Origin of the sequence: Pontibacter beigongshangensis (assembly GCF_014332515.1) — a bacterium.
In the GTDB taxonomy this organism is placed as follows: Bacteria; Bacteroidota; Bacteroidia; order Cytophagales; family Hymenobacteraceae; genus Pontibacter; species Pontibacter beigongshangensis.
The window spans coordinates 28,730-54,446 of sequence record NZ_VFSD01000031.1; the positions used below are offsets into that span (position 1 = coordinate 28,730).

The following is a 25,717-nucleotide window of genomic DNA, read 5'->3' on the forward strand; positions in this document are numbered from 1 at the left end:
GCCGGGTGGCTAAAACAGCAGGCACTGCAGGGGCAACAGCTTGCCAACAGGAAGGGAACTAGTGCAAAGGGTAAATTTTACTGACCTGAGTGCCGGAAACCTTATTGGCCTGTTACAGCAGCCTTGGTTTCCGGTATTCAGCTTTTTCATAGTTTTTGGCGTGTGGTAGTAGGGGGAGCAGTTAGCTTTACTCAGCTGGTGCCGGGGCTGCCGGGGCCTGGGGCGCAGCAGGTGGGGCTGGTGGCACCGGTGCTTCTGTTTTGTTGTCGAAATCTATATCGACATGAGATCCGATGCCATAGAATTTGCCGATGCTGAGCATAACGGTGATAAAAAGCAGCACGGTTATGAGCAAGCCCAGCAGAAGTTTGTTGCTTGTAGCCATTTTGATTTGTCTTTTTAGGTAAGATTCTGATTTAGGTCAGGGAATTCTCTGCGCTTAGTTGTCAGAGAGTGGGTTGCGCTGCACGTAGGTTTTCAGGTCGTCGAGGGTGAGGCCCAGCAACTGCATGGTCTTTACAAACATGGGCAGCTCTTCCTGCAGAAACTGCTCCTTTTTAAGGGCAATGGTTTTTTCGAGGCCATCGTCGGCCAGAAAGTAGCCGATGCCGCGCTTGTTATAGATCACGCCCTTGTCCTGCAAAAAATTAAATGTTCTCATCGTTGTGTTGGGGTTCACTTCAAACTCTACTGCCATGTCTCTTATAGAGGGTATTTTATCTCCGCTGACCCATTTCTTTTGCAGTATGTTCTCGAAAAAGCGGTCTGCGATCTGAAGATAAATAGCCTGGGTTTCTCTGAATTCCATCTTATACCTGCCTTTCTTGTAATTTAAAATAAGATACTACCAGCAAAAAAGGAGCTAACAGATACCAGAATATAAATGGGATGATCCGGGTGAAGATAAACTCAAAATTCTCTTTTAGTGCCGGGTTGATTGACTCCTCGTTTACCTGCCCCTGGTCGCCCAGCAGCAGATATCCTACGCTACCACTGTACACAGCAATGATCAGCGCAAACACGATCAGGGCCAGCAGCGTTTTCAGGAAGTTGTTGCCCTTAAAGGTGCAGGCGCCCAAAAAGAAAACCGAATGAGTTACCAGGTAGACCTTTACACAAATCCAGACATCCCGATCGAACAAATGCGGGAATACTTCCGGCTGTTGCGCCAGCATGGAGCTGAAGAAGGCAAGTAGCACCATAATGGCCCCATACAGCAGCACAAACACAGGGGCCGAAACCAGCCAGGCCCCCACCAGTTTCTCTACCTTAGAAACAGGCAGTGTCAGGAAGGCGTAGCTTTTTTTAGGAGAGTTCATCTCGTTGAACACCAGGCTGGTAAACACATAACCTGCCAGGAAAAACGCGACCAGGTACAGGTTGCGCAGGCCAAACAGCACATCAGTATCTTCGCGGTTAAAGAAGGCGAAGAGTGCGGAGATAACCAGCAAGGTGCCGAAGCCGGACAGTATGGCCATCCAGAGGGTATTCAGGTTCAATGATAACTGGCGTTTCAAAAAGAAGCCCAGCCTGCCGAGGTCAAATACAGGATTCATAGTTTTAGCTTGTACTAAGGTCAGTGGTATGGTCGTATTCATTTTATAAGATCGTTAAGCAACAGTTCTAACGGATAAACAAAGTTCACCTGCCCCGACTGCACCACCACCGCGCAGGTAACGGCCGCCGCAGCCACGCCAAAAGATCGTAAAGGGAAGTACTGCCCGGCTAGGTGGCGCAGTTTCCGGAGGTAGAAGATTGCGTTCATAAGGTTAGTTGGCAAAATGCCTGTTTATGGTGGCCGCATCTTTTATAATGCCGTTAAACAGCAGTTCCAGGTCTATCCGCGTCTCCAGGCCCGACAGGTTTTTCACGATTCCGGCCCTGCGGCCATGCAGTTCCTCGGCATACAGCACTTCGTTGTCTGGCACCCCGTTCAGGTTGTACTCAAAGGTTACTTTCTCAGAAATATCGGCCACATTCTGGTTAAAGACAATGCTACCCTGCTCCAGCACCACAATGTTGTCGATCAGGTTTTCGAGGTCGCGCACCTGGTGGGTAGAGATAATGATCAGCTTCTCTTCGTCCAGCGAGGAGGCCATAATTTTGCGGAACTGGCTTTTTGAGGGAATGTCCAGGCCATTGGTCGGCTCGTCGAGGATCAGCAGGCGGGCGTTGGTGGAGAGGCCAAAGGCAATCAGGAATTTCTTCTTTTGGCCGTAAGACAGGTTCGAGAGCTTTGCAGTGCGGGGCAGCTCAAACTCTGTAAGATAGGCATCCATCTGCGCATAATCGAACCGGGTGTAGAAAACGGCATTGTTATCTATAAAGCTGGCAATGCTGATGCCCGGCAGTTCAAACTCTTCCGGAATCACGTAAATATCCTGCAGCATGAGCGGGTTCCTGTCCTGGGCATTATACCCGAACACCCGGCACTCGCCCCTGTTGGGGTACAGCAGGCCCGCCATGTGCTTGAGCAGCGACGATTTGCCAGCCCCGTTTTTGCCTAACAGCCCATAAATAAAGCCGGGCTGCAGCGTCAGGTTCAGGTTTTCGAAAAGCGGCCGCTGCTTTTTGTACCGGAACTGAATATCTTTTAGAGCGATCATAGTTTTATCTGTTTGTTGTGGTAGTGTACTAGTTACTTAGTACACTACAAATGTACAAGAGGTTTTGATAATGTCAAATTATTTTCGAAAAATATTTTTCAGGAATCTAAATGAATGTCTCTCCGGCTGAGAAAAGTGCCTTATAGTTGAAAATAAGGCACTTAGGCAGCAACAGACAGGAAGCCAGAAAGGAAAATTATTTTAGCGACGGGAATAATAAAAGCAGGGAAAGCAGCAGCTTTAAGATAGCAAGGGTGTACCAGCAGATCCGGACACACTAATTATTTGAATGAAAAGGGCCCTCCGGAGGTATCTGCCGCTGCTCTGTTTAGATGCTAGCTAGTAGATTCCAGATGTTAGATGTTAAACAGAGCAGCAACAGGAGCAGCAGAAACCTCTGAAGGGGTAAAATCATTAGAATAATTCGTAACACAGCTACATTTATAAGTGACCAATCCAAACTCAATACGTTAATCCTCACCTAACTTCCTCTCCATGCTTAAAACCAAAAGCGCCACCCTGTAGAGGTGGCGCTGTTGGCTATTATCAATAAATGTAAGCTCTAAATATGAAGCGGTCTGTTCTCGGTAGCTGCCAGACAAGCTTCTTTCATGGCCTCGGTGTAGGTAGGGTGCGCGTGGCTCATGCGGGCTATGTCTTCTGCCGATGCCCGGAACTCCATGGCTACAACTGCCTCGGCTATCATGTCGGCGGCGCGTGGGCCGATCATGTGCACGCCCAGAATCTCATCTGTTTCTTTATCTGCCAGTACTTTTACAAAGCCGTCGGTGTCCATAGAGGCCTTCGCGCGGCCCGATGCCTTAAACGGGAACGAACCTGATTTAAAGGCACGTCCCTGCTCCTTCAGTTGCTCCTCGGTATAGCCCACGCCTGCCACTTCCGGCCAGGTATACACCACGCCTGGTATCAGGTTGTAGTTGATGTGCGGCTTCTGCCCTACGATCTGCTCGGCTACCAGCACGCCTTCTTCTTCGGCCTTGTGTGCCAGCATGGCGCCTCGTACTACGTCGCCAATGGCATAAATACCCGGCACGTTTGTCTCAAGGTGGTCGTTTACGGCAATCATGCCGCGTTCGCCCAGCTGCACGCCTGCGTTCTCCAGGCCGAGGCCATCCGTGAATGGCTTACGACCAACAGACACCAGCACGTAATCCCCTTCAAATGTCACTGTCTCTCCTTTCGGATTTTCGGCTGTTACTTTCACCGTTTCGCCTTCGTTGGTAGCACCGGTTACTTTGTGGCTGAAGAAGAACTCAAAACCCAGGGTCTTCTTCAGTACGCGCTGCAACTCTCTGCCTAACGCGCGGTCCATCGTCGGGATAATGGAATCGAGAAACTCTACCACAGTTACTTTGGCGCCCAGGCGGGCATACACCGAGCCAAGTTCCAGCCCGATTACGCCCCCCCCGATCACGATCATGTGCTTGGGCACTTCTGTTAGCGTCAGCGCCTCTGTAGAAGTAATAATGCGCTTTTTGTCGATTGGCAGGAACGGCAGCGCAGTCGGTTTTGAACCTGTCGCGATAATCGTTTTATCTGTTTCGATCTCCTGCACGTTACCGTCGGCACCAGTTACTTTAAGCTTGTTCTTGCTAACAAAAGAGCCAAGCCCGAAGTAAGTGTCGATCTTGTTTTTCTTCATCAGAAAAGCAATGCCGTCGTTGTTCGACTTCACCACTTCGCCTTTGCGCTTGATCATCTGCTGCATGTTCACCTGCAGGTTCTCCAGGTCGATGCCATGCGTGGTAAAGGTATGCGCGGCATTATGGAAATGCTCCGACGAGTCGAGCAGCGCTTTAGACGGGATACAACCCACGTTGAGGCAGGTGCCTCCTAATACATTATATTTTTCAACGATAGCGGTTTTCAAACCAAGCTGGGCACAGCGTATAGCCGCCACATACCCACCAGGTCCTGAACCGATAACTACTACATCGTATTTCACGGCTTAAATAGTTAAGAGTTAAAAGTTATGAGTTAAGAGTTATTCTTGTTTTGATATAAGAATAAGGCTGCCTAACACTTTATCTTTGTTTTGGATTAAATCTAAGAGTTATTCTTTTTAGACGTGAGAATAATGCTACTCAGCATCTTTTGCAACTCTAAACAATCGTTATGTATACTTTTAAAGGCTGCGCTTTCAATCAACCCTGCTGTGTGCAGCAGGCGAAGCCAATAGCTGGTTTCGCGTGTCTCTTTTAAAGCGAGGTGTAGCTTATGAATGAAATCTGATTTAGACTGTGCTGCTACAGCTTCTTCAGCATTAGCGCCAATAGAGGTGCCGCTTCTTAGCAGTTGCTTTGCCAATACAAATTCTTTCTTCTGATCCTTCAGATACAAATAAAGCTTCACAATCCGTATCGCAAACTGAAATGACTTTTGCGCCACGATACTTTCAGCCATTGCTTTACATAATTAAGAGTTAAAGGCTATAAGTTAAAAGTTGTTTTGTAATACTTCAAAAATATTTCACCAACAACTCTTAACTCATAACTTTTAACTCTTAACTGCGCTTATTATTAGGCGTTATTTCTAAACGCCTAATAATAAGCGCATCGGGTCTTCCAGCAGTTCCTTCACCCGCACCAGGAAGCTTACTGACTCGCGGCCGTCGATGCTGCGGTGGTCGTAAGACAGAGCCACGTACATCATGGGCCGGATCTCTACCTGACCGTTGATGGCTACAGGCCGTTGCACAATGTTGTGCATACCCAGAATGGCAGATTGCGGCGCATTGATAATCGGCGTAGACATCATAGAACCGAACACACCACCGTTGGTGATGGTAAAGGTACCGCCTGTCATTTCTTCGATTGACAATTTACCGTCTCTTGCTTTTTTAGCCAGGCGGATAACTTCCTTCTCGATGCCATCCAGCGTCAGTTGCTCCGCATTGCGGATAACCGGCACCACCAGGCCTTTAGGAGAAGAAACGGCTATGGATATATCGCAAAAATCATTGAACACCATATCGTTGCCATCTATCATGGCGTTTACGGCTGGCCACTCCTGCAGCGCTACCGTGCAGGCTTTGGTGAAGAACGACATAAAGCCGAGGCCTACTTCGTGCTTCTCTTTGAACTTGTCTTTATACTTGGCGCGAATGTCCATGATCGGTTTCATGTCTACCTCATTGAAGGTAGTGAGCATGGCCGTTTCATTTTTAACCTGTACCAGGCGGCGGGCGACTGTTTTGCGCAGGCTGCTCATCTTTTCGCGGCGCTGGTTGCGGTCTCCGCTGGCAGCCGGTGCGGCAGCCTCTTGCTTCGCGGCAGGAGCCGGGGCTGCGGCAGGAACTGAAGCAGCTTTCTGAGCGCCCTGGGCGTCTTCTTTGGTAATGCGGCCATCGCGGCCGGTACCCTGCACATCGGCCGGGTTAATGCCTTTTTCGGAAAGAATTTTGCCGGCCGCCGGCGATGGTGTGCCAGAGGCATAGGTCTGGTTGCCAGTGCCTGTTGCCGCTGCTGGCTGTGCAGCCGGAGCGGCAGGCTGAGCAGCCGGTTTAGCGGCAGCACCGCCTGCACCTGCCACGATACGGCAGATAGTAGCGCCAATCTCGATGGTATCGCCTTGCTGCGCTACAATCTGCAGCGTGCCGGCGCCTTCGGCAGGCAGCTCAAAGGTAGCTTTGTCAGATTCCAGCTCGGCAATGATTTCGTCCATTTCTACATGGTCGCCATCCTTTTTCAGCCAGTTGGCAATGGTTACCTCGGTTATAGATTCGCCTACGGTTGGCACTTTCATTTCTATAGTTTCGCCGGCGCCTCCCTGCTGTGCGGCTGGAGCGGCGGCCTGCTGCTCAGGGGCAGCAGCGGCCGGTGCAGCCTGCTGTTCGGTGGCGGCAACGGCTGGTGCGGCCGGAGCAGCGGCACCAGATGCCTCACCATTTTGTTCGATTCTGCAGATCAGGGCTCCTACTTCTATCGTGTCGCCTTCCTGTGCTACTATCCGTAAAATACCTGCGGCTTCGGCGGGCAATTCGAATGTTGCTTTGTCAGATTCCAACTCACAAATCACCTCATCCATCTCTACGCGGTCACCGTCTTTTTTCAGCCACTGGGCTATCGTTACCTCGGTTATAGATTCGCCTACGGCAGGCACTTTTACTTCTAAACTCATATTTATTCCAATTATGAATGACGAATTAAGGGTTACGACTGAAGGATGGGGAAAGGTTAAAAAAAGCTTTCTCCAGGGACCAGCTTAAGCTCCTGCCCCATCCTCCTCACTAAATTTCGAATGCTCGGTTTACAATGTCCTGCTGCTCTTTTACGTGCACTTTCATGTAGCCGGTGGCAGGCGAGGCACTTGGTTTACGCGCAATTACATCTTCCAGCTGCTTTCGCATAATGCGCAGCATGTACATCCAGGCTCCCATATTCTCCGGCTCCTCCTGTACCCAGTATATGCTGGCGTTCTTGTATTTCTTCAGTTCTGTCTCCAGCTGCACCTTAGGGAATGGCGCCAATTGCTCCAGGCGGATAATGGCCACATCGGTGCGCTTATTCTTCTGCTGCTCTTCGAGCAGGTCAAAAAACACCTTGCCAGTACATAGCAACACTTTCTTCACACTCTTTGCCGAAGCGAACACATCGCCAATCACTTCTCTGAAACCGCCCGATGTGAACTCCTCTACCGGAGACACTACAGTTGGGTGGCGCAACAGCGACTTAGGCGACATGTTGATAGCCGGCTTGCGGAAAGGCAGGGCCAGCTGGCGGCGCAGCATGTGGAAGAAGTTGGCTGGTGTGGTAATGTTCGTCACGAATATGTTGTTTTCGGCGGCAAGCTGCAGAAAGCGTTCCGGGCGGGCATTGGAGTGCTCTGGCCCCTGGCCTTCGTAGCCGTGCGGCAACAGCATTACCACACCGTTCATGCGCTGCCACTTAGATTCTGTAGCCGTTATAAACTGGTCGATCATGACCTGGGCGCCATTGGCAAAGTCGCCGAACTGCGCCTCCCAGATAACCAGTGCATTTGGGTTAGCCATGGCATAGCCAAACTCAAAGCCGAGCACACCATACTCAGAAAGCAGGGAGTTGTAAATTTCCAGCTCACGCTGGCCTTCCTGTATATAGTTCAGGTTGCAATACGGCGCGCTGGTGTTGGCATCGCGCAGCACGGCATGGCGATGCGAGAAAGTGCCGCGCTGCACGTCCTGGCCGCTCAGGCGCACTATTCTGCCATCTGTTAAGATAGAGCCGTAAGCAAGTAGCTCAGCAGCGGCCCAGTTTAGCTGGCGGGTCTCGAAGAACATTTCTTTCCGGTCCTTCAATAGCTTCTCTATTTGCTTAAGCGGCTTAAAGCCTTGCGGAACAGAGGTAAGCGCCTCTCCTACCTTCTTCACGGTATCCTCCGATATGCCTGTCTCCGGCGACTGGTCAAAATCTCCGGGTTGGGAGCGGCGCAGTTCTTTCCATTCCTTTTCCAGTGTCTGGTATTTATAAGGGAGTGGCTTTTGCTTTACCATATCCAGCCGGTCCTGCAGCAACTGGCGAAACTCTTTGTCCATTGAATCAGCCAGCTCGGCATCAATCTCGCCGTGGCTGATAAGCTCTTTGTTATAAACTTCGCGTGGGTTCGGGTGCTTCGAGATCAGGTTGTAAAGGTGCGGCTGCGTAAACTTAGGCTCGTCGGCCTCGTTGTGGCCATGGCGACGGTAGCATACCATATCGATAAAGATGTCGCCGCCAAATTTCTGCCGGTACTCCGTTGCCAGACGCACCGCAAAAACTACGGCTTCCGGGTTATCGCCATTTACGTGCAGCACTGGGGCATCTATCATTTTGGCAACATCGGTGCAGTAAATAGAGGAGCGGGCATCTACGAAGTCGGTGGTGAAACCGATCTGGTTGTTGATCACGAAGTGGATGGTACCGCCCGTGGCATAACCAGCCAGTTTCGACATCTGCGTTACTTCGTACACAATGCCCTGGCCTGCCACGGCTGCATCGCCATGGATCAGGATGGGTACGATCTTGCGCGGATCTTTTTCGTACATGCAGTCTATTTTGGCACGCACAAAACCTTCTACCACCGGGTTCACCGCTTCCAGGTGCGACGGGTTAGGAGCCAGTTTCAGATTAACTTTATTGCCAGACGGGGTATCTACTTCGGAGGAGATGCCCATGTGGTATTTCACGTCGCCATCGCCGTAAGTCAGGTCCGGAACGGCCGTGCCTTCAAACTCAGAGAAAATCTGCTCATAGGTTTTGCCCATGATGTTGGCCAGCACGTTCAGGCGGCCGCGGTGCGCCATGCCTATCACCACTTCTCTGGCACCAAGCTCGGAGGCTCTGTCTATGATGGCATCAAGAGCCGGAATAGTTGTCTCACCCCCTTCGAGTGAGAAGCGTTTCTGCCCCAAGAACTTTGTGTGCAGGAAGTTCTCAAATACAACCGCCTCGTTGAGTTTGCAGAGAATACGCTTTTTGTATTCTATTGGCGGGTTAAAGCTCAGGAAATCTCTCTCGATCTTCTGCTGCAGCCAGGTCAGTATCTCCGGATCGCGGATGTACATGTACTCGAAGCCGATGCCTGCCTCGTATATTTTCTTTACGGCATTTAAAATGTCGCGCAGGGTGGCTGGCCCTATGCCGATTACCTCGCCCACCTGAAACACGGTGTCCAGATCTGCCTCTGTCAGCCCGAAATCTTTCAGGTCGAGCAGTGCCTTGCGGTCTTTGCGCTCGCGCACCGGGTTGGTTTTGGCGCGCAGGTGCCCACGGCTGCGGTAGGCATAAATCAGATTACGCACAGCAACCTCTTTTTCGGATTCGCGCTGCACGCCTGACGCCGATTTAGCGGGAGCAGCTGCTACATCTTCTTTCTCGTACCCATTCTCGGAGTAGGTGCCGGAGAACTCATACCCTTCAAAAAATTTGCGCCACCCGAACTCTACTGATTCCGGATCTTGTTGATAAGCTTTATAAAGTTCATCAATGTAAGCGCCGTGCGCATTGGCGATGTACGTATATTTGTCCATAAAATTTGTTGCTGCTTTTTTAAAGCGCAGCAAAGATAGAAGTAATTGTAAAAAAACAAATCTCTTGTATTCGCATAAGCGGGTTTAACTGGTTTTCAGTAAATTAATGGCCCATCTGTCCGCTATACTTTTGTTCCTCTTTTATTAACGTTGAATATGCTTATAAATGTTTTTTTATCTTTTTCAAACGAATGTTAGTGTAAATGTAGGACAATGCGATAATATACAGAAGCAAAACTCACTTTTTATATGCCACTATGCTTGCAGGGGCCGCCGCCCCACATCCCAGCCTTAAATAAATGATGTTAAAAAGAGATTTTATTGTTCAGGTTGCCGTAACAACGGCCGAAGTGCATGTTACTTTAGCAGGCCACCAGAGATAGTGCACGGGCGGCCAGCGGCTGTTTAAGAGGCATTTTACTGATCACGACCTACGTGCTCCGGCTGTATAGCATGTTACTTTCAGCCATATTTTTTCCTTTATACTTCTATTAACTCTTCCTACTTTTATTCTGACTAAAGAGTAATGGCACAGGTTCCCTGAGGCAGGTATGTTTAGTTTAGATGATCTGCGCCACATATGGGTCTGAAAGCACCCAGACATCACATTTTCTCACCGAAGCCATGTCTGGTCGGTTTTTTTGGCGGCAGATCAGAAATTTAATCAAGTCCTGCATGCCAGAGCAAAAAGCATCAGTTTCATCTTTTAAATATGACTCGCTATGTACAGCCACCTGTTAGATGAAATTTCGAGAGCAATCGGCGCACGCCTCCTCATCCGGTTCACCTACAAAAATAAAGAGTATCTTGTAGAGCCACACCTGGTGGGCAAAAACTTTGATGCAGAGGATTGCCTGCTGGCCTGGCAGATTAACAGAAGCAAAAAAGAGAGCCTGGCAACCGGATGGAAATGCTTTGAGCTGAGCAACTTATCGGAGCTCAAACTTCTGGAGAGAAGGTTTTCCTCTCCCCGCCCCGGCTACGACCCTTATGACAGCACTATGAGCAGAATCTATTACAGAATCTGAGGCACCTTATTTTTCACTCCTGGGGCACCTAAGCTACCCTCCGCTTGTTATACAGGCAATTCCGTCTTTCGCAAAAAGAAGAGGTTTGGCCGCTAAAAAGAAACATAAAACTTACCAGAAACACACGGCAACTGTTCCGCTCACCGCCCAGGAAAAGGTGAGCCGGTATATGCGTGGCAACAAGTCCGGAAACACGAGGCCGGAGCTGCTGCTTCGCCAAAGGCTTTGGCAGGCAGGCCTGCGCGGCTACCGGGTACACTGGCCTAAAGCCCCCGGCAAGCCGGACATCTGCTACCCTGGCCGCAAACTGGCTGTTTTTGTGCATGGCTGCTTCTGGCACCGCTGCCCCTACTGCCTGCCGGCTCTCCCTAAAACGAATGTACCCTTCTGGCAAAACAAATTTGAGCGCAACATGGCCCGCGACGCAGCCTATAAAATCATGTACCGCGAAGCCGGCTGGACCTGTCTTACTATCTGGGAGTGTCAGCTCTATGCCGACACCGAGGGCTGCCTTACCCTGATCAGGGAACTGCACCAGGGCGTGCCTGCCAGCTGGGAAATAGCAGCCTGAGCAAAGCCGGCCATCCGCAAATTATTCTAATGTTTTTGCCCCTCCAGAGGCTCTGCTGCTGCTGCTCTGTTTTAAGACTGAATGGCAGACCGGTGGTATTTGACTTTTTTCTGCAGCAGGAATCAAGAGGTTTGTGTTTCCCAGGGTCCGTTCTTACATTCATTTTTAAATTGAAAGCAGACCAGGCACCTACAAGTTAGTGTTGCCGGGGTCAGGTAGCGCAGCAGGAGGAGGCTCTATTCATGAATTATTCTAATCAAAAACCCCCTCCAGAGGCTCTGTTGATACTTTGGCTGTTAGGCAGCAGGCCTTATTCTGTGCATGTACTCCGAACCAATGCACCCAATGGACTCTACCTGCCTAGCAGGCCACGACACCACTTTCCGGAATTCAACTTTAGATTTAGTCAGACCTGAAAATCAAAGGAAAGTGTCTTGCGCCCTGTAACAGATCACAGTGCCATTTCGATTTCCGGAAAGTTGCCTCGCAGTTTATAAATTTTAGCCACCCGACCTCTTTTATCGTTATAGGAAACCGGACAACACCTAAACCATTACCTATGAAAAAGTACACCTGGCTCATTTGGGCCTTAAGCTGCTGCGCCCTGAGCTGCAGCGAGCGCTCCAGGGAGGTGGCAGACACCGAAACAGAGACAGTGGCCAACCCCGACACCACCAACCTGCAACCTGCCCTGCAAACCATTAACGCCAGCGATCTGCTGCTGCACACCACCGTGCTGGCATCAGATGCCTTTGAAGGCCGTGGCCCCGGTACGCGTGGCGAAGACTCTACTGTAAATTACCTGACGCGGCAGTTCAAAAACCTTGGCCTTGAGCCTGGCAACCCCGACGGCACCTATGTGCAGCAGGTGCCCATGTTTGGCTTCACAGCCAGTGCCCAAGCCGCTTTTACAGCTGGTGGCAAAAAGATAAACCTGGAGTTTCCGGAAGATTATGTGGCCGTTTCCCGCCGTTTTGTGCCGGATATAGCTATAGACAGCTCCGACATGGTGTTTGTGGGCTATGGCATTGTGGCTCCGGAGTATGGCTGGGACGACTTTAAGGGCGTTGACGTGAAAGGCAAAACCATTGTGATGCTGATAAACGATCCACCCATTGCCAGCCCCTCCTCGCCCGACAAACTGGATAGCACCATGTTTGGTGGCAAAGCCATGACCTACTACGGCCGCTGGACTTACAAATATGAAATTGCCGCCGAGAAAGGTGCAGCCGCTGCCATCATTATCCACGAGACCGGGCCTGCCGGTTACCCCTACGAGGTGGTGTCGGGCAGTTGGAGCCGGGAGAATTTCGATATCAGTGCAGCCAATAAGAACATGGACAAGACCGCTGTGGAAGCCTGGATTGCGACCGAAAAGGCACACCAGCTTTTTAGCGCCGCCGGCAAAAGCCTGGAGCAACTGAAGGCAGCCGCCCTGAAAAAAGAGTTTAAGCCGGTGCCGCTCAACGCCAAAGCCAGCTTTAAAATAAAGAACAAGCTCCGCGAGATAGAGTCGCGCAATGTGATCGCTAAACTCGAAGGCTCTGACCCGGATTTGAAGGACGAGTACATTATATACACGGCGCACTGGGACCACCTGGGCAAAGACGAAAAACTAACCGGAGACCAGATCTATAACGGCGCTCTCGACAATGCTACCGGCACTGCCGGCCTTCTTGAACTGGCCAAAGCCTTCGTAACCTTACCCGAAAGGCCGAAACGCACGGTTCTGTTCCTGGCCGTAACAGCCGAAGAGAAAGGACTGCTAGGCTCCAAATATTACGCCAGCAACCCGCTTTACCCACTCAACAAGACCCTGGCTAACATTAACATGGATGGCCTGAACACCTACGGCCCCACAGAAGATGTAATTGTGATAGGCCATGGTAACTCCACCTTAGAAGATATCCTGATGGAAGAAGCCGCCACTCAGAACCGGCGGGTAGTTCCGGAAGCGTTCCCGGAGAAAGGCTCCTATTACCGCTCCGATCATTTTGAGTTTGCCAAACAGGGCGTGCCGGCGCTCTATGCCAAATCAGGCATTACCGTGCGCAACCAGCCTGCCGACTTTGCCACCAAACTACAGGAGGCCTACACTACCAACGATTACCACAAAGTGAGCGACGAAGTGCGCGACGACTGGAACCTGGATGGTGCCGTGGAGGACCTTCGGCTCCTCTTCCGGGTGGGGCACCGCATTGCCAACGGCACACGCTACCCCGAGTGGAAAGAAGGTGCAGAATTTAAGGAGCGGCGCGACAAAATGATGACAGAGTAGTAATTTTTGCAGCAACTCTGGGTGGAGCCATAAAATAAACCACTCCTCCGGAGCTACTGCCCGGGTTTTCCCGCACCTGGCCTGACACCCTGGCTAAATTGTCCGCAATTAAGTTTTAATCATCGCCAGAAAAGCTATGCCCAAGGTAAGCTTTCATACAGATGCGACTGCCTTACATTTGTTTATTAATATTTTAATAAAATAAACTACAAGCCTGTTTTTCTTCCAAGCAGAGCCACCGACCTTACTAAAACATATTTTTACCCTGATATTAAAACACTTAACCATGTATCTAAATATTTTATTTAACAATTACAGATACATTTATTTTTAGCGCCGTATAAAGAAGTACAAATTTTATTTCAAACGAAATGAATTAGTCATGAAAAAGAATATAAAACTGGCCTTTGCCGCATTTGCACTTTTCGCTTTTACGGCCTGTGGCAACGATAATAATACAGCAACTGAATCTGATACTTCCAGCATGCCGGCTGATGCCGATATGGGCGATGACCTGAGCATTGACATGGACGAAGACACCACTGTGGTAGTACAGGATACGACCGTGAACGATGGCGTTGCCGATGAAATACCGGAAGAACAACCATAGGTTCAACCAAATTATTTAAATAAATTTGAAGGGTCTCTGCATTGTGCAGGGACCTTTTTTTGTAGCCGGTTTGCCTGTATCCCTGTTTAACCATAGGAAGCGCGTTATTAACTGGCACAGGCACGGTTTTAGATTTATATTTAAGGATGGAATACACTCCTATACAACAAGACGGCACCACAATTGTGCTGATAGAAACCCAGGCAGCTCTGCTGGAGGCCGTGGCACAGCTTAGCCAAAGCAAAGAACTGGCACTTGACCTGGAATTTGACCAGAACCGCTTTTCCTATGGCTTCACGCTCTGCCTGATACAGATAGCAGACGGCCAGGGCACCTGCTACATCATTGATCCTTTTAAGATCAATGACCTGGAACAGCTGTATAAGCTTTTTGCATCGCCGGAAATAACCAAGATCATACACCACTCCAACAACGACATCCTGTTGCTCGACAAGCTGGGCTGCCGCATAAAAGGTGTGATGGACACCGATGTGGCGGCCAAGATCCTGAACTACGAACGCTCCTCGCTGGCCACTGTGATGAAAGAGGAATTTGGGATTGAGATAGACAAAAGCCAGCAGTCGAGCAACTGGAACAAGCGGCCCCTTACCGAGGACCAGCTCCGATACGCTGCCATAGACGTGATTTACCTGCACCGCGTAATGCACAGGCTGGTAGATAAAGTGCAGGAGGCCAGCCGCATGCACTGGCTTGAGGAGGAAAACATGCTGCTGGAGCAACTGGTGTATGCCGAGCCCGAAAATCCGCACCTCAGGCTGCGCAATGCTTTCCGGCTCAACTTGTATCAGCAGTTTATACTGGACAAACTGTTCCGGTTCCGCGACAGCATGGCCCAGAAGCTCAATAAGCCTTCCGCCTTTATTATTGCCAACGATGCCCTGGTGGAGCTGGCCAATAACCCGAACACCGACATACACGAATGGCTGAACCACACCAAAGGGCTGCATGCCGCCCTGAAAAAACCTGCGAACGAAAAACTTCTGAAAGAGGCGCTCGAGCAGGCAAAGCAGGAGGCCAGGAAACAGGAGATCAGCCATGAGTATGCTGACAACCGCTTTCAGCGCCCCCTCCGCACGCCCGAAACAGAACAGCGCAAAGAGGCCCTGACGCAGGTACAGAAAAAGATCATCGAAAAATATGGCGAGTCCGCCTCCAGGCTCATCATTACCCAAAGCCTGATAACCGACTACAGCCAAACCGGCAAACTGCGCTGTACCAAACAATACGGCATGGATATACTCCTGGAAACGGCGGCAGAGGCAGAAATAAAACTACCTTCACCCACCCTCCGGAAGAATAATGTGAATTTGGAATGAGTGAGTAAGTGAGTGTAGAGTTGCTTCTTTAGGCCTATGCTGGCAATTCATTTCCAAATCTTCTCATCTTCAAATTTGTAAATTGACCAGTTAGCACGTCAGTACATTAAAGAATTAGCACATTAAACCAATTATTCCAATCAAAACGCCCCTCAGGAGCCTTTGGTTTTGCTGCTGCCGCTGCACAAACTGTAATAAAAGCCATAGCTATGCAAGATCTCACCGTTACGATTGTTCAGACAGCGCTGCACTGGCAGGATGCGGCGCAGAACCGGCAGATGTTCGCTGACAAACTAGCTGCCGCTGCGCCCAAAACGGACCTGATCGTCTTGCCGGAAATGTTCACCACCGGCTTCAGCATGAATGCTCCGGAACTGGCAGAGGCTCCTGCAGGAGAAACCCTGGCCTGGATGCAGCAGCAGGCAAAAACGCATAATGCCGTGCTAACAGGCAGCCTGATCGTGCAGCAGGAGCAGGCATTTTATAACCGCCTGCTGTGGGTACAACCTGATGGCAGTTACCACACCTACGACAAGAAGCACCTCTTCCGGATGGCCAAAGAGCACCACACCTACTCTCCCGGAAACGAACACCTTGTGGTAGAGCTAAAAGGTTGGCGCATCCGCCCGCTGATCTGCTACGACCTGCGCTTCCCGGTCTGGAGCCGCAACGTCCGGAACAGCTACGACCTGCTGCTATATGTAGCCAACTGGCCCGAAGCCCGCAAACTGGCCTGGAGCACCCTGCTACAAGCCCGCGCCATCGAAAACCTGGCCTACACCATCGGGGTGAACCGGGTCGGCACCGACGGCAACGGCATCCCCTACTCCGGCGACTCCGCCATCATTCACCCCAAAGGAGTAAAGCTACTGGAGACGAGCCAGCAGGAAGGCATTTTCACCGTAACGCTCAACCAGCAGGAGCTTACTGATTTCAGAGAAAAATTCCCGGCGCACCTCGATGCGGATGAGTTTAGGTTAGGGTAGAAAGCAAGCTTTGCAAAGCCGTAATTTGTGGGAGAGGTGTAGTACGAATTATTATAATGAAAAAGGCCCTCCAGCAGGTTCTGTTGCTGCTGATGCTGCTGAATTTTGTCTGAATCTCTAAATAGCCCCCCGACCCCAAGGATTAACAGGATTAGAGGATGTACAGGATATTACGCAAGACAAATCTTCAATTTAGCTCCCGCATTATTGATCAAAAAAGCTCTGCAGCACCTCCTGCAACTGCGCCTCTTCTTCAACAACTCTGAACTTCAGCTGTGGCCTGGCCTGCAGCATCCGGAGCAGGCGTGCGTTGCCGCCGTAGAGCAGCAGCAGACGCCCGGGTTTGGGCTGTAGCAATTCCTCCACCAGCGGCATGAGCTTTTGGAACTCTGCCGCCTCTGCCTCCGACCTGATACAAACAGCTATCTGTTGCGCCTCCCGGAGCAGGCGCAGGGCGTAGTGCTGCAGCATCTCATCGGAATTTGCGTCCAAGTCCAGCACGGCGACTTCGGGCAGATGCTTCTTTGCCCAAAGCAGCACGGGCTGCTCGTAGGTGGTTTGGGCTGATGTCAGCAGGTTGAGGTACAGGAAAGCCTTCATTATTGCACCACCAGCTTTTTAACCTGCTGGTCTCCTTTGGTGTTAGTGGCTCTGATAAAATACATGCCTGCTTTAATGCCTTTCAGGCTGAGGCGATGGCTGCGGCTGAAACTTCCGGAGCCTTTGAAGACATTCCGGCCGATGGCATCATAAACAGCAATAGCAACCGGTTCAGCAGTTCTAACCGTAACTTCATCGGCACGTTGCAGGCTCCAGGGATTCGGATACACCTCCAGCCCAAGTTGATTTACCGGCTCGCCGGGGTTGTATTGGTGCCCCTCCGTCTGCTCCAGCAGGTAGAGGCCGCCAGCCTGCGTGCCTACTGCCAGGTACAATTTATCCGGTCCTCCCAAACCGGCCATAGCCACGCCTGTAGCCTTGCCCAATCTGGTCTGTTCCCGTTTTTCAGTCAGGATATTCTCCAGCAGCTCGCTCTCCTCCACAAATGTACCGGTTAGGTTTTGGGTAAAATCGCGGTACACGCGCAGTACACCACTGTCATCTACGGTTATGAGTTCGGGTACACCGTTACCGTCTATATCAGCGGCAATGGGATAAATGTTGCGTCGGAAATAATCAGGGGTGATGCCTCCCATGGCCAGGATCTCCATTTCATAAACAGGCGCGGCAGGCGTCCCCGTGTTCCGGTGAAACTCAAGCCCGCCATGCGCTTTCCCGAGCAGCAGGTCCAGGTCGCCGTCTCCATCCACATCTACAAACAGCGGCGAGTCGCCATCTGTGGTGGTCCGGATAAGTTGCAGTTTGGCGGCATCTAACTGGAATGCCTTGCCAGCTCCGCCTGAATTGGGAATATAACTGATGCGGGTGTTGTTGATTTGTTTGCGGCTATAGGTCAGGACCAGGTCCTGCACCCCATCGTTGTTGAGGTCGGCAAAGGCAGGTTTTATACGGAGGTACTCGTTAGCAGCCAGGCCCAGGTAATCGTCTGTAGCCAGTGTAAAGGCAGGTTCTGCAGGTGTGCCTGTGTTCAGGTAAAGGCTGAGGGAGGCGGTATACTTTCCGTTACGAATAGAAGCAGCATTTCCTATGAGCAGGTCCTGCTTTCCGTCGCCATCTATATCAGCAAAAGCAGGAAAGGCGCCTTCGCCCAGGTCGATCATCTGCCCCTGCAGAAAATCTTCCTGCACAAACTCAAAGTCCGGTTTGTCTTTCGCACCGTTGTTGTGGTATAGCCAGACCGCCCGCTGCATCTCGCCCAGGCCTTCGTTTACGCTGCTGTTGGGCGCCACGAGCAGGTCGGGTACGCCATCGAAGGTTACGTCTTCGTAGTAGGCAGCCGTAAACAGGTTAAATTTAGCAGGCCTGGTGTGGAGCGGAAACGAAGGCTCCAACGATTGCATCAGGGCTTTGGCCGGGGTACCCACATTTTCCATCATTTGCAGGTTGTCGCAATAAACGTTTCCCATCAGCAGGTCTTTGTCACCATCGCCATCCAGGTCAATAGCCAGTAGCGCAGAGCCGTCGTGACCGCTGTGCTGCGGGGCCGCCACCCGGCAAAATCCTCCGAAAACGAAATTATTGCAGCCGTCGCACTCGGTTATGCCACCCCACCAGTTCGTTTCCTGCACAAACCGGAGCGTATTGCAATCCAGCCCCTGCTCCACGCGCATGTTGCGGTGGTACTCCATGGTTTCTCCCAGCGAGAACTCCGTGAGCACAATATCCAGGTCACCATCGCCATCCATGTCTGCAATAATGGGCACATCGGCAGCGCTCATCTGCATGTTGCTTCTGCTTACGTTGTTGTTGCTGTAGTACAAGGCATCTTCGGCCAGCACAAATGTAATGGTATTGTCTTCGGAAATTACCTGTCGGTACACCCGTATGCCGAGGGGGGCAGAGGTAAAAATATCTTTCAGGCCATCGCAGTTGTAGTCGCGCAGCAGCACCCAGGCCGTCAGCTCCTTCGGGAACAGTGTCTCGTATTGCGGAGCGTACTGGTAGCGCCACACGCCATCTTCCTGCACCGCCAGCCAGGTGTATACTTTCTGCATGGTTCTGTCGAAGGCGAAGAAGTCTTGTTGTCCGTCCTGGTTCAGGTCTATGGTCGAGAACTGGGGCGAATTGAGGCCACCGCTCCACGGCGCCTGCAGCTGGCCGTCCGGCGTGTGCACCGGCACATCATGCCGCAGCCTGAACTGCAGCGGCTCCTGCTGCGCCAGGCACAGGGAGCAGGCAAAGAGCAGGCTGAGCAGTGTGGTAAAAAGTTTTAACATTTCAGAGGATCAGTAGTGGCTGCCGTAGCAGCAAAGAATATTCTGGTTTAGCACCGGCATTGCTACTGCTTTTCCGGTTTCTGGTGTAAATTGCTTTCGCAGAAGAAACCTATACCTTAACGTAAGTAAAAGGACACAAGTATCAGGACGTAAGACAGAAGATTTTTTATTTACACGAACCTGTCTTACAGCAATTTATTTGTTTTTTGTTTTAAACGAAATGCATTAAGCTGGTTTTGTCCGGTTACTTACGATACTTCAGCAACAGCATTTAGTCAAGATAAAATTAAGCATTGCATGCCGCATACCATCGAATTTCTTTACCAAAAGTACCTGGAGTGCCACCACGTAAGCACCGACTCCCGCGCGGCGCAGGAGCAGAGCCTATTTTTTGCGCTGAACGGGCCAAACTTTAAAGGTGCTGCCTTTGCCACCGCTGCTTTGCAGAAAGGGGCCAGATACGCCGTAGTAGACGACCCGGCCATGGCATCTGAGAACTGTTTTGTGGTGGAGGATACACTGCAGACCTTGCAGGATCTGGCCCGATACCACCGCCGGCAGCTAAGCATACCTGTCATTGGCATTACCGGCTCCAACGGCAAAACCACCACCAAAGAGCTTATCTATGCGGCACTCAGCCAGCAGTACAACACCCTCTACACCCAGGGCAACCTGAACAACCACATTGGCGTGCCCCTCACGCTGCTGCGAATTAAACAGGAGCACGAGATGGCCATTATTGAAATGGGTGCCAACCACATTGGCGAGATAGCCTTGCTCTGCAGCATCGCCCTGCCCTCGCATGGCCTGATCACGAACATAGGCAAGGCGCACCTCGAGGGCTTCGGCAGCCTGGAAGGTGTGGCGCGCGGCAAAAGCGAGCTCTACGCGCACCTCGACAAAACAGGCGGCACCGTGTTTGTGAACACCGCCAACGAGCACCTGCTGCGCATGAGCCGCCGCATTGCCGACAAAGTTACCTATCCTGCCCCGGGCGATTTTTACCATAGCGAGCTGTTAGAAGCCTCTCCCTTTGTAGTGTACCGCGACGAAGCAGGCCACGAGGTGCACACACAGCTGGTAGGATCATACAATTACGAGAACATGGCAGCGGCCGCCTGCATAGGCAAGTATTTTCAGGTGCCGCTGGAGAAGGCGAACGTGGCCATTGCTGGGTATAGCCCCAGCAACAACCGGTCGCAGGTAGTGCAGAAAGGCAGCAACACCATTTTGCTGGATGCTTACAACGCCAACCCTACTTCCATGGCCGGCGCCATCCGCAACTTTGCCTCCATGAAGGCACCTCGCAAAGTGGTTATTCTGGGAGACATGTTTGAGATGGGCGCTGCAAGTGCCGCAGAGCATGCACAAATCGGGCAGCTACTGGCGGAGCAGCAGTTCGACACCGTGCTGCTTTGCGGAAAAGACATGCGTTACGCCGCCGAGGCGAAAGCAGATTTCAAACATTTCGCTACAAAACAGGAACTTGAGCAGTGGCTGCAGCAGCACCCCATTACCGAGAGCCATGTGCTGATTAAAGGTTCCCGCAGCATGGGCCTGGAGACGCTGCTGGAAAAGCATTTGTAATGCTAACATAAAGTAAGCGGGCTAGCCGAATTAATGACTATCAACCTGGCTAGCCCGCTGCTGCTTCGTATCAGGCTGAATTATTCCAATGAAAACGGCCCTCCGGAAGCTTTTTCAGGACATAGGACTTGTTAAGATTGAAGGGTATTTCACGCTTCTTCTCATGCACGATTTCAAAATCCCCCTTTCTCCCCTGCCAATCTTCCAATCGATAAATTAGCACATTAACCCATTAGCATATTAACAAATTATTCTAATGGAAATGTCCCTCCAGAGGCTCTGCTGCTGCTATAACCCGGGGAGCATGATCAGCCATGCTACTGTTACATGCTGAACGGGGAATCGAAATCTTTCAGCAGCGGCAGCACTTCGTCTTTTGGCGATACCAGGGGCTCGGCTATGCCCCAGTCTATACCGATCTCAGGGTCGTTCCAGAGTATGCCGCCTTCTGCTGACTGCTGGTAGTAATCGGTGCATTTGTACAGGAACGTCGTGTTATCTTCCAGCGCTACAAAACCGTGTGCAAAACCTGCCGGAATCCAGAACATGTTGCGCCGCTCCGCATCCAGCATACAAGCCACAAATTGCCCGTAAGTAGCAGAATCGCGCCTTAGGTCCACAGCCACATCCAGCGCCTTGCCAGACGAGACACGCACCAGCTTGCCCTGCGCAAAAGGCGGCTTCTGGAAATGCAGGCCACGCAGTACACCTTTTTTCGAAACCGATTGGTTATCCTGCACAAACACAGGGTCTATTCCAAAGGGCTCGAACATCTTCTGGCTGAATGTCTCCAGGAAAAAGCCCCTGTCATCCCGGAACACACGCGGTATAAACTCTATCAACCCCTCTATAGGGAAGGTTTTAGATTCCATGCTAATCTTGATCTTTAATTATCTGCAAATTATAATTTTATTCTCATAACTTTTGCCTATTCCGGCATTTCCTGGTGCGTAACTTTTGCAATGGCCGCCAGGTAACGCTCTATCACAAAGCGGTCGTCGAATTTTGCCTCGGCCAGATCCCGGCTTGCCTGCCCCATCTGCCGCAGCTGATCGTCGCTGAGGCGCAGGACCTGCAGCATTTTAGCGGCCAGGTCGGCGGCACTCCTGACCTGGCAAAGAAAACCGTTCACGCCGTCTTTTACTACTTCGCGGCAGCCGGGCACATCGGTGGCGATGAGCGGTTTTGCCATGGCAGCAGCCTCCAGCAAGGTGCGGGGCGTACCTTCGCGGTAAGAGGGCAGTACCACGCAGTCGGCCTGGGCAATTTTAGCGGCTACCTCATCGGTAAAGCCCAGGTACTCGATGTTGCCGGCCTGCAGCCACTCCGCCAGCAGCTCGGGGCTGATGCCCGTGCGGCTGCGCTCATCTATCGCGCCCAGCACCTGGCATCTTACCTCCGGAAAGGCTGCCTTCACCAGCCGGGCCGCTTCTACGTACTCTGCAATGCCTTTCTCGAACATCAGCCTGCCCACCATCAAAAAGACAAACGGTTGGTTACGCCTGTACGTCTCGGCAGGAACAAAGGCTCGCAGGTCGATGCCGGAGCCTGGCAGCACCTCGGTAAGCTCGCGGCGTACCAGCTTCTGTGCCAGAAACAGCTGCCGGTCGTCTTCGTTCTGGAAAAAGACTTTCTTCGGAAACCTGAATGAGACACGGTAGAGCGCCAGTGCGATGGTGGAGATGAGGTCTTTCACGATGAACACCGTCCCCAGCCCCGACACATTGTTGATGGCTGGCACGCCTGCCATTTGGGCTGCCAGGGAGCCGTAAATATTGGGCTTGATGGTGTAGTGCAGCAGCACGTCGGGGCGCAGGCGCCGATAGGTGCGGTACAGGCGCCAGACCAGGTGCAGGTCGGTGAAGGGGTTTGTGCCCTGCGCCATCGGCACGGGCACAAACGTGCAGCCAGCCTCCACCAGCTTTGGCGAATAGGCATCGGCTGGTGCAATGGCCACTACCTCATGCCCCTGCGCCAGCAAGGCCCTGACCAGGCTCATGCGGAAATTAAAGATGTTCCAGGATGTGTTGATGACAATGGCAATCCGCATAATTAAACAAGCGCCGGGTAGCAGAACAAGGGGTAGTGCTGCGCCAAATTAAAAATTAGAAATTATACTGGCGCGAGCGTCTTCATGCGTGACTACTGTTCCGCGGCCTCTGGCCGTCTTGAAGCACCTACGCGACCGCATAAATTTTTCTAACAATTAAATTAGAGAAGCAAGGGTAGCCTACTTAGTTTTTAGGGTGCAAGTTAGCTATTCCTGACGCTATTATCAGAAAAATTGGGTTAAATTGCACCTATTGTTTTCGGCCTGCTCAAGATGTAATTTTGCGGAAGGGAAAGGGGCTGCGGCAGTATGTTCTTCCACCCATAGGCGAGCGCAGATAGCAGCATTCATCCCGACTTCAAGCAAAAACAGTATAACCGACGCAAAAGGGAATTACGTAGAATTACCAACGCCATGCTGGCAACGGAGGTCTGTAGCCTCAGACCCCGGAAAAATCAATCTTAACCTGGACGACCGCAAAAGCGTTATGGCCAATAATTGCGGACTTCTGCCAGGTGCTGCTATGCTGCGGCCTAGCCCACAGTGCGTGGAGGAGTTGGCGGCATACAACATGATATGAAAGAATCTTAATGGGTAAAAAACAATTTCACGAAACTGCCAAGCCACAGGAAACTGCGGTGCTGGTAGCAGTGCCGAGCCACCGCCAGTCTGATGAGCAAACGAAAGAGTATCTCGATGAGCTTGCCTTTTTAACGGAGACGGCCGGCGCCCAAACTATAAAACGCTTCGTGCAGAAGCTCGACAAGCCCGACACCCGCACCTTTGTGGGCAGCGGCAAGCTCAACGAGATCCAGGCATTTGTAAAGGAGCATAACGTAGACATGGTTATTTTCGACGATGACCTGAGCCCCTCGCAGGTACGCAACATCGAGCGGGAGCTGGAGGTAAAGATTGTGGACCGCAGCCTGCTGATACTCGATATTTTTGCCCTTCGGGCTAAGACCGCGCAGGCGCACGCGCAGGTAGAAATGGCCCAGTACCAGTACCTGCTCCCCCGCCTCACCAACCTCTGGACCCACCTTTCCAAACAAAAGGGTGGCATTGGTATGAAGGGACCTGGTGAAACCGAGATTGAGACGGACAGGCGTATTGTGCGCGAAAAGATATCGTTGCTGAAAGAGCGCCTGCTTAAGTTTGAAAAGCAGAATTTTGAGCAGCGCAAGTCGCGGGCCAGCATTACCCGGGTGGCGCTGGTGGGCTATACCAACGTAGGCAAGTCTACGATCATGAACCTGCTCTCCAAGTCTGATCTGTTTGCCGAGAACAAGCTTTTTGCCACCGTAGATGCCACGGTGCGCAAGGTCGTGTTCGAGAACATTCCGTTCCTCCTCTCCGATACGGTTGGGTTCATCCGGAAGCTGCCCACCAAGCTCATAGAGTCGTTTAAATCCACGCTCGACGAGATTCGGGAGTCGGATCTGCTGGTGCACGTGGTGGATATCTCGCATCCGTCTTTTGAAGAGCACATTGCCGTAGTAAACGCCACGCTCAAAGACATACACGCGGCCGACAAACCGGTGCTGCTGGTGTTCAACAAGATAGACAAGTACCTGCAGCAGCGCGAGCAGGAGCTACACCAGGAGCACGAAGACCTGGCGGAAGAACACCGCCCGGTGCGGCCGTCTATCGAAGACCTGAAGGCGACCTACATGGCCAAGGAGCACACCTCGGCCCTGTTTATTTCGGCCACAGACAAAATTAACATCGAGGAGCTGCGCGAAGAACTGCTCCGGCGCGTATCGGAGATCCATTATGAGCGCTACCCGAACAATGTGTAGTCTTTTTTCGGACACAAGACGCAGGACTTATTAAATTAAACCATACTTAACAGCGGCTGCTCCACCTTGGAGCAGCCGCTGTTATTTTAGCAGCCCACCTAATGTGACAATGGGTTCATGTGCTAATTTCTTGATTTGGGAATTTTTCGATTTGGAGATGTGAAGATTTGGAGATGAATGCCCAGAGCAGACTTTAAAACAATAAAATCTTAACTCCTATCTTTAAAAAAGCCCTGTGTCTTAGGTCCTGCGTCTTGTGCCTGTTTTAGAGCAGCAGAACCTCCGGAGGGGCATTTTCATTAGAATAATTTGGTTGAACCCACCTTTATGTAAGCGGAGCCTGTATACTATACCACAATCACCTCCCTGTGTCACAACTATTTCCGGGTGCTGGCAGTAAAGACGAAAAGCCTGTGCTGAAAACTAACCGGCTACTGCCTCAGGGCTTATTGTAACTGACATTTTATGAAAAAACTATATATACTCCGGCACGCCAAATCGAGCTGGGAATTTGAAGAACTCAGCGACCACGACCGGCCACTGAACAAGCGCGGGCGGGAAGACGCCCCATTGATGGGCGAGGAACTGGCATCGCGCAATGTAAAAATTGACCTGCTTATCTCCAGTTCCGCTGTGCGGGCTATTTCTACGGCCACCCTGGTAGCCAAAGAAATTGGCTACGAACCCGACGACATGGTGATAGACAACCGCATTTATGGCGCTGAAAAAAAAGTGCTGCTGGAGGTGGTGCAGGAAGCTCCTGCCGATGTAGACGCACTCATGATTGTAGGACATAACGAGGCTCTCTCTGAATTTGCCAACATGCTCTCGCCAGATCTGATCTCCAGAATACCTACTGCTGGTGTGGTGGCACTGGAGTTCGACTGCGAAAGCTGGTACGACATCAGCTCTAAAAATGCCAAACTGCTCTTTTTCGACTTCCCTAAGAACTACAAATAAAACAAACCCACGCAAGAAACAGGGCTAAGATCTTCTTTCTTCTTCACTAAAAGCGGTGGCAA

22 protein-coding genes are annotated in these 25,717 nt (G+C 51.3%); 9 read left to right on the forward strand and 13 right to left on the reverse strand.

Annotated features, from left to right (window positions below):
• Positions 1–187: 187 nt before the first annotated feature.
• From FJM74_RS20500 to FJM74_RS20540, 9 genes are all read right to left on the reverse strand, one after another.
• Positions 188–385, reverse strand: coding sequence for a hypothetical protein (locus FJM74_RS20500; RefSeq protein ID WP_187264513.1), 198 nt, complete (start codon positions 383–385; stop codon positions 188–190).
• Between the two features lie 54 nt (positions 386–439).
• Positions 440–808: a GntR family transcriptional regulator gene (locus FJM74_RS20505; protein ID WP_187264514.1), complete on the reverse strand. Its 369-nt coding sequence runs from the start codon at positions 806–808 to the stop codon at positions 440–442.
• Position 809: 1 nt separating this feature from the next.
• Entirely contained in the window at positions 810–1,556 is a 747-nt protein-coding gene (locus FJM74_RS20510; RefSeq protein ID WP_187264515.1) for a hypothetical protein, read from the reverse strand.
• A 38-nt stretch (positions 1,557–1,594) separates the two neighbouring features.
• On the reverse strand, positions 1,595–1,765 hold the full coding sequence (locus tag FJM74_RS20515) for a hypothetical protein (protein ID WP_187264516.1): 171 nt from the start codon (positions 1,763–1,765) through the stop codon (positions 1,595–1,597).
• A 4-nt stretch (positions 1,766–1,769) separates the two neighbouring features.
• Positions 1,770–2,606 carry an ABC transporter ATP-binding protein gene (locus FJM74_RS20520; RefSeq protein WP_187264517.1) on the reverse strand — a complete coding sequence of 279 codons (837 nt, stop codon included), beginning with the start codon at positions 2,604–2,606 and terminating at the stop codon, positions 1,770–1,772.
• A gap of 562 nt (positions 2,607–3,168) precedes the next feature.
• A complete protein-coding gene (gene lpdA / locus FJM74_RS20525; RefSeq protein ID WP_187264518.1) occupies positions 3,169–4,572 on the reverse strand; it encodes a dihydrolipoyl dehydrogenase in 1,404 nt (467 codons plus the stop codon).
• A 101-nt stretch (positions 4,573–4,673) separates the two neighbouring features.
• A complete protein-coding gene (locus FJM74_RS20530; RefSeq protein ID WP_187264519.1) occupies positions 4,674–5,030 on the reverse strand; it encodes a four helix bundle protein in 357 nt (118 codons plus the stop codon).
• 129 nt (positions 5,031–5,159) lie between these two features.
• Positions 5,160–6,746, reverse strand: a complete 1,587-nt coding sequence (gene odhB, locus FJM74_RS20535; protein WP_187264520.1) for a 2-oxoglutarate dehydrogenase complex dihydrolipoyllysine-residue succinyltransferase — start codon at positions 6,744–6,746, stop codon at positions 5,160–5,162.
• A 109-nt stretch (positions 6,747–6,855) separates the two neighbouring features.
• Positions 6,856–9,612, reverse strand: a complete 2,757-nt coding sequence (locus tag FJM74_RS20540; protein ID WP_187264521.1) for a 2-oxoglutarate dehydrogenase E1 component — start codon at positions 9,610–9,612, stop codon at positions 6,856–6,858.
• A gap of 722 nt (positions 9,613–10,334) precedes the next feature.
• Here FJM74_RS20540 and FJM74_RS20545 point away from each other — a divergent pair.
• The 6 genes from FJM74_RS20545 to FJM74_RS20570 all read left to right on the forward strand — a co-directional run bounded on the left by FJM74_RS20545 (position 10,335) and on the right by FJM74_RS20570 (position 16,422).
• Positions 10,335–10,640 (forward strand): WYL domain-containing protein, encoded by a 306-nt coding sequence (locus tag FJM74_RS20545; protein ID WP_187264522.1) that lies wholly within the window; start codon positions 10,335–10,337, stop codon positions 10,638–10,640.
• 85 nt (positions 10,641–10,725) lie between these two features.
• Positions 10,726–11,211: a very short patch repair endonuclease gene (locus FJM74_RS20550; protein ID WP_187264523.1), complete on the forward strand. Its 486-nt coding sequence runs from the start codon at positions 10,726–10,728 to the stop codon at positions 11,209–11,211.
• 559 nt (positions 11,212–11,770) lie between these two features.
• Complete coding sequence (locus tag FJM74_RS20555; protein ID WP_187264524.1) at positions 11,771–13,489, forward strand: M28 family metallopeptidase; 1,719 nt, start codon at positions 11,771–11,773, stop codon at positions 13,487–13,489.
• A 382-nt stretch (positions 13,490–13,871) separates the two neighbouring features.
• Entirely contained in the window at positions 13,872–14,099 is a 228-nt protein-coding gene (locus FJM74_RS20560; RefSeq protein WP_187264525.1) for a hypothetical protein, read from the forward strand.
• A 146-nt stretch (positions 14,100–14,245) separates the two neighbouring features.
• The gene (locus FJM74_RS20565; protein WP_187264526.1) at positions 14,246–15,436 is read left to right on the forward strand and encodes a ribonuclease D; all 1,191 of its coding nucleotides are present in this window, start codon (positions 14,246–14,248) and stop codon (positions 15,434–15,436) included.
• 209 nt (positions 15,437–15,645) lie between these two features.
• Positions 15,646–16,422, forward strand: a complete 777-nt coding sequence (locus FJM74_RS20570; RefSeq protein WP_187264527.1) for an amidohydrolase — start codon at positions 15,646–15,648, stop codon at positions 16,420–16,422.
• 204 nt (positions 16,423–16,626) lie between these two features.
• On the opposite strand, the gene FJM74_RS20575 is transcribed toward FJM74_RS20570, so the two are convergent.
• Positions 16,627–17,022, reverse strand: a complete 396-nt coding sequence (locus FJM74_RS20575; RefSeq protein WP_194350036.1) for a hypothetical protein — start codon at positions 17,020–17,022, stop codon at positions 16,627–16,629.
• Positions 17,022–19,259 (reverse strand): FG-GAP-like repeat-containing protein, encoded by a 2,238-nt coding sequence (locus FJM74_RS20580; RefSeq protein ID WP_187264528.1) that lies wholly within the window; start codon positions 19,257–19,259, stop codon positions 17,022–17,024. The genes FJM74_RS20575 and FJM74_RS20580 overlap by 1 nt, the downstream gene beginning before the upstream one ends.
• Before the next feature lie 297 nt (positions 19,260–19,556).
• Here FJM74_RS20580 and FJM74_RS20585 point away from each other — a divergent pair, with 297 nt between their 5' ends.
• A complete protein-coding gene (locus tag FJM74_RS20585; protein WP_187264529.1) occupies positions 19,557–20,846 on the forward strand; it encodes a UDP-N-acetylmuramoyl-tripeptide--D-alanyl-D-alanine ligase in 1,290 nt (429 codons plus the stop codon).
• A 323-nt stretch (positions 20,847–21,169) separates the two neighbouring features.
• On the opposite strand, the gene rfbC is transcribed toward FJM74_RS20585, so the two are convergent.
• Both rfbC and FJM74_RS20595 read right to left on the reverse strand, forming a co-directional pair.
• Positions 21,170–21,718, reverse strand: coding sequence for a dTDP-4-dehydrorhamnose 3,5-epimerase (rfbC, locus tag FJM74_RS20590; RefSeq protein WP_187264530.1), 549 nt, complete (start codon positions 21,716–21,718; stop codon positions 21,170–21,172).
• A gap of 56 nt (positions 21,719–21,774) precedes the next feature.
• A complete protein-coding gene (locus tag FJM74_RS20595; protein ID WP_187264531.1) occupies positions 21,775–22,896 on the reverse strand; it encodes a glycosyltransferase family 4 protein in 1,122 nt (373 codons plus the stop codon).
• Between the two features lie 590 nt (positions 22,897–23,486).
• Here FJM74_RS20595 and hflX point away from each other — a divergent pair.
• Both hflX and FJM74_RS20605 read left to right on the forward strand, forming a co-directional pair.
• Positions 23,487–24,695: a GTPase HflX gene (hflX, locus tag FJM74_RS20600; protein WP_187264532.1), complete on the forward strand. Its 1,209-nt coding sequence runs from the start codon at positions 23,487–23,489 to the stop codon at positions 24,693–24,695.
• Between the two features lie 465 nt (positions 24,696–25,160).
• The gene (locus tag FJM74_RS20605) at positions 25,161–25,655 is read left to right on the forward strand and encodes a SixA phosphatase family protein (RefSeq protein WP_187264533.1); all 495 of its coding nucleotides are present in this window, start codon (positions 25,161–25,163) and stop codon (positions 25,653–25,655) included.
• The last annotated feature ends 62 nt before the right edge of the window (positions 25,656–25,717 follow it).